This window comes from Halorubrum persicum (genome assembly GCF_002727125.1).
GTDB lineage: Archaea > Halobacteriota > Halobacteria > Halobacteriales > Haloferacaceae > Halorubrum > Halorubrum persicum.
The window spans coordinates 1-6,831 of sequence record NZ_NHOA01000015.1 but is presented as its reverse complement, the minus strand read 5'-3'; the positions used below and the strand labels follow the sequence as shown (position 1 = coordinate 6,831).

Sequence of the window (6,831 nt, the reverse complement as noted above, 5' to 3'; positions counted from 1 at the left end):
AGTCACTGGCCGAGCAAGCGTTTTCGCAAGTGGCAACGCTGTCGCGGGGGCGGGTGAGGGCCGCCGAGAGCGACAGCTCCTCGATCAATCCGTGTTGTTCAACCGCTATCGACGACTCATCACGGCAGAACAGGTAACTCAAGTCAGGCTAACCGGCGGTGCTTTGTGAGGTACTGATCTTCGAGCCATCCCAGCCCTAACTCAGCAAAGCCGCGTTGCAGGACATTCATCGCCGCGTTCGCGTCACGATCACACTCAAACCCACAGCTCGGACAGGAGTGTTCCCGTACCCAGATTGGTTTCTCCGTCTCCACACCACACGACGCACATTCTTTGGTCGTGCCTTGCGCTTCGACCTGTAAGACGTGACAGCCGTACAAGTTCGCCTTGTATTCGAGGAGGGTGATGAACTGTCGCCACGCCGCGTCCTGCTTGTTGCGAGCGTTATGTAACTGTTCAAGCATTCCTTTTACGTTCAAGTCTTCAACGAACACGGCGTCGTACTCACGGACGAGCCACGTCGTTATCTTGTGCTGGTAGTCCAGCACCTTCTGTCGAATGTGACGCTTTATGTTGGCGACTTCGACTCGCTGTTTTTCGTAGTTGTTCGAGCCTTCTTCCTTCTGCGAGAGTTTGCGCTGTTCGCGGCGAAGCCGCTCGTATTCGTCTTCAAGATCGAGCCAGTCGACGGTCTTGCCGTCCGAGGTGTGGATGTAGTTGAGAATGCCGAGGTCAATCCCAACGCTATTGGTCGTATCCAGCGAGTTCACGTCGGGCTTCTCGGGGAGGTCAGCGTCGTCAGTTTGGAGGCCGAAAGAGACGAACCAGTCGCCGGTCGTCTCTTTCTTGACTGTGACTTCTTTGATGTCCGCTTCATCTGGGATTTCTCGATGGTAGCGGAGATTGATGTCTCCGATTTTGGAGAGCCAGAGTGTCGCGTGTCGGCCACTCGTGTTTTTGAGCTCGAAACCAGACTGCGAAAACGTCATACTCTGGAAGTCCTTCGGAGACTTCCACTTGAGTTTCCCGACGTTTCGACCATTCTCTTTCTGGTCTTTCAGGTTCGAGAGGTTGTCGTAGAACCGTGTGACGGTTCGTTGTAGAGCCTTTGAGTTGACCTCTAAGAAGACGGGAAATTCGTTTTTCCAGTCGGGGAGTCGGTAGTGGTGTTTGTACGCGGAGCCGATATTGTCGGCGTCCACGTTTTCGTATTCGTACAGGGTGTAGTTGTACGCTTGGCGATGAATGTCGATATGATGTTCCAGTTCACCGGCTACCTCTTGTGTCGAGTATGCGGGGTAGCGGTAACTGTATTCCATCGCTGTCTCTTGATCTGAGATATGTTTACTTAATTATTTGTATCATGAGTTGTCGGATTCAACCCCGGGGGCATTCTCCTTGCATTCTGTAAAGACGTTTAGACATTTTCTCGTGAATTCGCCATTGTTTTATACGGATTTCAGGGTCTCGAAAAAATACCCCAATGCTGATCGGTCAATTTGTCCCACCACGTCTGTCTAATCACTTGCTGTTCTCATCACAGCTAACTGATATTGAATTCAGTTCCACCATTATTGCATTTCTCTTCTCACATTTTCCATCGACTCGCCCAGAGACAACAAGATTAGATACTGGTGTTGGCCCAACAGTTATTGAACCTCCTATATTAATATCATCCATTGAGCCAAGGATGTGCACTTTTGCTCGACAAAGCTCTGGATTATTGACCCCAGACAAACTTATATCACTAATTATTTTATAGAGATTAGATTCACCCTGGCAAATTAGTGTTGGTTTTGGATTGTCTATCTTCTGAATATCCAATGTATCGTAAGATTGCGGTAGTGGTCTATAACCACCCGCCGCACCTTGGATTCCTTCAATTAGTTCAAGCGATGTTAGGCCCTGCATTTGATTTCTCACTGTCCCTGGGCTTCGTTGAATCTCCTGTGCAATTGTCTCTGCAGTAATTGGGTTCTGCTCCTCCTCATAGAGACAAATTAGCGCAGCAAGAATGGATGTCTGACTGGTTGTAAGCTGGATTGTCTGCACATTGGTATTTGTGACTCTCTTCTATTAAATTTAATGTTTGAATATTCATGGTCCTATTTCTATGCCTTATTGCGATATGCTTCGCTTATCACACTGAGTGATATTTTTGTTAGGTTCTATCTCACATGAACAGATCGACCACCAATATGGAAGATATCTCAGTATACGATGATATTGTTCTTGAGATTCTTCGGATAGGTTGTAATTTTCGCTGTTGTGTTCTGTTGTATCCGCAAACCAGCGGGTATTTGAGTTGAAGATCTGGTCTTCATATGTCAGTACTTTCAGATTTGTACAGACTAATTTGAGTGCTGAGTCGGTTGTGGAGAAATTAGTGTCTGCCCCGCTAAAGTACCTATCCTGAGAGTGTTGTAGAACTTTTGTCACGCCGTGATTGATTGTACTTCCTAGGTTATCTCCGCGTTTGTAGTTAGTAATTGCAACGACGAAGCGAAGGCACAAAGCGAGGAACACCTGCGCTCATGCGTGAACACGGCCACAGTCGTGCGTTCGCCGAGCCCGCAGTCCTTTACTGATTCATTGGTTCGTTCGGTTCCAGTACGGCAATTGTACGTCCCATCCAATGGACTGCTTCAGCTGAATGTCCTCGCTGTGTTGTTCGGTGTGGTCTTCGACCTTGTGCTCGATGTGTTGGAGTCGTCGATGTTTCGCCCGTTGTACGGAGCGGCTGGGACGACCCCCGCGGCCAGCAGGTGGTCGTGCCAGTCAAGCGTCTCGTAGGCGCTGTCACCGACCATCCATATCGGCCGAGCAACGGCGAGCGCGTCACGCGCATCGCCGTCTCCTCTGGCACTTGTTTACTCTCTGTGAACTCCGCCACAATCGAGATTTTTGTCCGGTCGAGACGATTGTACAGCCGTAGCCGTGGTAGTACTCGTCGTCAGCTGAAGCGTAGCACTTCGACGCGTCCTGATCGGAGGGTATCGCCCCCACATCAGTTGAATCAATGCAGTAGATCACGTCGAGCAGGCCACGGCGGGCGCCTGCTCGATGGGGTGGTCGAATACCTTGTTAACGATGTGCTCGAGGTCAGTAAGGAAGCGATCAACCGCGTCTCTGGACGGCGGTCGATCGAAGCCACAGCTCAACCAGACAACCGTGTTCTGGATATTTCGTTCAACGGGACGAACGACGTAGATATCCTTGTAGTAGCAGTGGAGAAAGTCACGCATCAGCTCTGGTGGTTCGAGATCTCGTGTCCGCCCAGTCTCCGCCAAGACGAACACGTCGAACTCGTCGAGAAACTCGAGGGAGAGGTGATCGAATAGTACTACGTCTCGGTCTCCACGACATTGAAAACGAGTCTGCCGAAAAATCATCTTGCAGGGTCGCTGACCTCATCTACCTCAGCGTTCACCCTGCTTTTTGGTGTGCTACTTGTTCTATGACACCCTCATTCAAAACCTAAATTCAGACTATAGATAGGGCAAAAAACCGGTACACTCAATTATAGAAGATACATCCACAGCAAGCCCATGACTCGTGAATCTTGGAGGCATCATACTAGACCAAATACAAATATTTATATATTATTTACTTATACTAAATATTATTTCTTTTGTAATAATCTTCGTTAATAGTGTTTGCTATAGAAACATTTTTATTGTATAAGTAATGTAATATGCTATCATGAGAACAAACAACAAAGAAAATGTACACAGTACAACGGAGCAGGCTATTCGGCTTCTTGACGCTGTCAGACGGGCAAACGGTGCGACAATATCTGATCTACTTTCCGAATTCGATATATCAAGGAGTGCATTATACACACACTTAAACACACTCTCGGATTCAGGTCTTGTCATCCGTGAAAACGGTCGATACTGGGTGGGGATTCGATCTAAGGAGTTTAGCGTCGCGGCAGAAACCCGCAAGCCGAGTTATCAGCATGTTAAAAACGAAATACAATACTTAGAAAACGAATTTGAGGCAGAAACAGAGTTTCTGATTGAGGAAGCTGGCAGAATTAATGTCATCTATCATTCAGAAAATATCGATCATAATCGCGTACGGTTATACGCTCATAATACAGCAGCGGGAAAAGCTATCCTAGCGGATCTCCCTGACCAACGTGTACACGAAATACTTGACGAGCATGGTCTCCCACAAGAAACAGAGAACACAATCACCGCTAAAGATGAATTGTTTGATGAATTGGAGGTTATTTCAGAACGTGGCTATGCGTACAACAATAACGAGTGTTTTGATGGCTACCACGGGATCGGTGCAACTGTAGGCGGAATTGACGGGTCCATTCTAGGTGCAGTCACACTTGGCGGACCGATATACCGCATTCCGGAGAATCGGCTAAAAAATGAGTTAGTTGACGCACTTCAGAATACGACCAATGAAATAGAGAAATCAATAGAGGAGAACCGATCGATTATTTCTTCAGAGTTAGCGAGTCAAGACTAAAACCCGTACTTATTGAATTGCGTTACAATAGCACCAGTATAATACACGCTAGATTCTTACTCTGCTGTAGAAGAATATATAACAGAGTGGGTGACAATTACATTTGTACTACTGTAATCCTAATGTATTGATTAACCAGTGCTCGGCAATTTATCATTTATGTATCCCATTGGGGATTACAAGAGTACTATTGTAATTCCTAACAGTGTTTCAGGCCGGCTGCTGAATAATTCGACGTGTTTACTGTGTATCAACGATTGGCCTATCTTAGAATTTTCAAACTTGATCTCATCTTCTCTATTTTGTGCCCAGAATACCATAATCAAATTGTCCGTATTCAACACGTATATATACTGACCTAGGGTGAATAATTAGTTCACGTGGTTGCACAATCTACGCTAAATTCTGGCAGTGATAAAAGATAGTCTTTCAACTGGCAATAGTTCAACTATCTTCCGACAATAGACATTACACGTGATATTTTGTAGGCCTCCTAATTATCCCTATTGGGACGACAATTCCAGAGAGCAACATGACCATTGTCTAGCGGGCCGACAATAAGATAAGCTGCTTGACCGACAGGTCGGTGGTTGGTATTGGATAGATCGTACGTGTTTAGCCCGAACTGATTTCGCTGCTATCTCATAGAAGGCGCACAACTTAGCTTGTATGAACTGGCAGCAGAGGTTCGTGATGATTCTCAGGGATGGGCTCCGTTGTGGAGCCCATCCCGTTGCCTCTGCTGTCTGTACTGGAAGGTGGGATCTGTGAACGGAGATAATCTCACCAAAGAGGAGTTGCTCTCCCGGTTTTTACAACTTGAACAACGAGTCGAAGAGCTTGAACAAGATAACGCACAGCTCCGAGAGAAGTTACAAGAGAAAGACGAGCGGATCGAAGAACTCGAAACACGTCTTCGCAAATACGAGAATCCGCACACTCCACCCAGCAAGCGACGGTCGGGGACCGACGGGTCCCCGACCTCGCAAGATGACGAAGACGACGATGTCCGAACTGACGGTGGCACTCCCGGTCGGAAGGACGGTCACGATCCGGAGTGGCGTTCTACAGCTGATCCTGACGAAGAAATCGAAATCACCTGTGACTGTTGTCCTGAGTGTGGCGACCACTTCGACGAGTCGGTGGGCGTCAGCCCCCGACTCGTCGAGGAGATTCCTGATCCCCAACCCCAGAAATCACCCAGTACAACCGCCACTACTACCAGTGCGATTCCTGTGGAACAGAGACAGTTGCGGCTCACCCCGACCGCCCCGATGAGGGGCAGTTCGGGGTGAACGTTATCGCTCAATCAGCTCTGTCACGGTACGATCACCGCCTTCCTTACCGGAAGATCGCTGATCGCTTCGAGCAACTACACGGACTCGAACTCTCGGGTGCATCCGTGTGGCACGCGACCGAGCGCGCTGCGCGCACCGGTCGCTGTGAGTACGAGCAGATCCGTCAAGAGATTCAGGATGCTGACGTGGTTCACATCGACGAGACAGGCATCAAGCGCGACGGTGAACAAGCGTGGATTTGGACGTTTCAGACCGTCCAACACACGTTGTACGCGGTCAGGAAGAGTCGTGGAAGTGATGTTCCCGCGGAAGTCCTCGGCGAGGACTTCGCGGGAACGGTCGTCTGTGACGGGTGGACGGCTTACCCAGCTTTCAGCAGCAACCTCCAGCGGTGCTGGGCGCACATTCTTCGAGAGGCTGAAGACGCCGCGGAAAAGCAGCCAGAAGGTGAACCGATCTACCAGGCTCTCAGACAGGTATACGTCGCTCTCCAGGCTCGGCTGGAGAGCGACCCAAGTCCTCGTGAGAGAGCAGATCTCCAGCGTGTGGCGCGAAGAGAGCTTGAATCGCTGATTGACCGGTCAGTACCCAACGGACCAGTGGCAACACTGCTAGGGAAGATCGAAGGAGGTCTCGACCACTGGCTCACCTTCGTCGGTGAGCCAGCGGTCTCTCCGACAAACAATGCCGCAGAGAACGCACTTCGTGAGCCAGTGGTTCTCCGGAAAATCATCGGAACGCTCCGTAATGACCGAGGAATGTTCGTTCACGAGACGGTCTTGTCCCTGCTGGCGCCACGTCGCCAGCAGGGACGCAATTCATACGAAGAGCTTCGTCGAGTCGTCAGCAATAATAGGCTATCTCACGAGCTCACGCTGTGCCGGCTGTCGAGACCTCGGGGTAAACACGTACGATAGATCGAAACACCTCTCAATCAATCATATGACCCACACTCGGCGAAGCTCGGAGAGAAACATTAAACAGGAAGTCGCTAAACTCACGGAAACGATATGAGATACGGGACAGAGGGCTGTGTTGAATCGCT

General features: G+C 49.1%; 3 protein-coding genes and 2 pseudogenes. 2 read left to right on the top strand and 3 right to left on the bottom strand.

Annotated elements, in window-relative coordinates:
* Window positions 1-143 precede the first annotated feature (143 nt).
* From DJ69_RS02255 to DJ69_RS02245, 3 genes and pseudogenes are all read right to left on the bottom strand, one after another.
* Window positions 144-1,319, bottom strand: a complete 1,176-nt coding sequence (locus DJ69_RS02255) for an RNA-guided endonuclease InsQ/TnpB family protein (protein ID WP_099254123.1) — start codon at window positions 1,317-1,319, stop codon at window positions 144-146.
* A 202-nt stretch (window positions 1,320-1,521) separates the two neighbouring features.
* Window positions 1,522-2,052: an Rrf2 family transcriptional regulator gene (locus DJ69_RS02250; RefSeq protein WP_099254122.1), complete on the bottom strand. Its 531-nt coding sequence runs from the start codon at window positions 2,050-2,052 to the stop codon at window positions 1,522-1,524.
* 396 nt (window positions 2,053-2,448) lie between these two features.
* A pseudogene (locus DJ69_RS02245) lies at window positions 2,449-3,414 on the bottom strand (transposase); the annotation flags it as partial.
* Between the two features lie 288 nt (window positions 3,415-3,702).
* Between DJ69_RS02245 and DJ69_RS02240 the strand changes: the two are divergent.
* Both DJ69_RS02240 and tnpC read left to right on the top strand, forming a co-directional pair.
* On the top strand, window positions 3,703-4,488 hold the full coding sequence (locus DJ69_RS02240) for an IclR family transcriptional regulator (protein WP_099254121.1): 786 nt from the start codon (window positions 3,703-3,705) through the stop codon (window positions 4,486-4,488).
* Window positions 4,489-5,246: 758 nt separating this feature from the next.
* A pseudogene (tnpC, locus tag DJ69_RS02235) lies at window positions 5,247-6,690 on the top strand (IS66 family transposase).
* The last annotated feature ends 141 nt before the right edge of the window (window positions 6,691-6,831 follow it).

Excerpts from the sequence above, each read along its gene's own strand:
- DJ69_RS02255 (WP_099254123.1), bottom strand. The coding sequence starts at position 1,319 with ATGGAATACAGTTACCGCTACCCCGCATACTCGACACAAGAGGTAGCC.
- DJ69_RS02240 (WP_099254121.1), top strand. The coding sequence starts at position 3,703 with ATGAGAACAAACAACAAAGAAAATGTACACAGTACAACGGAGCAGGCT.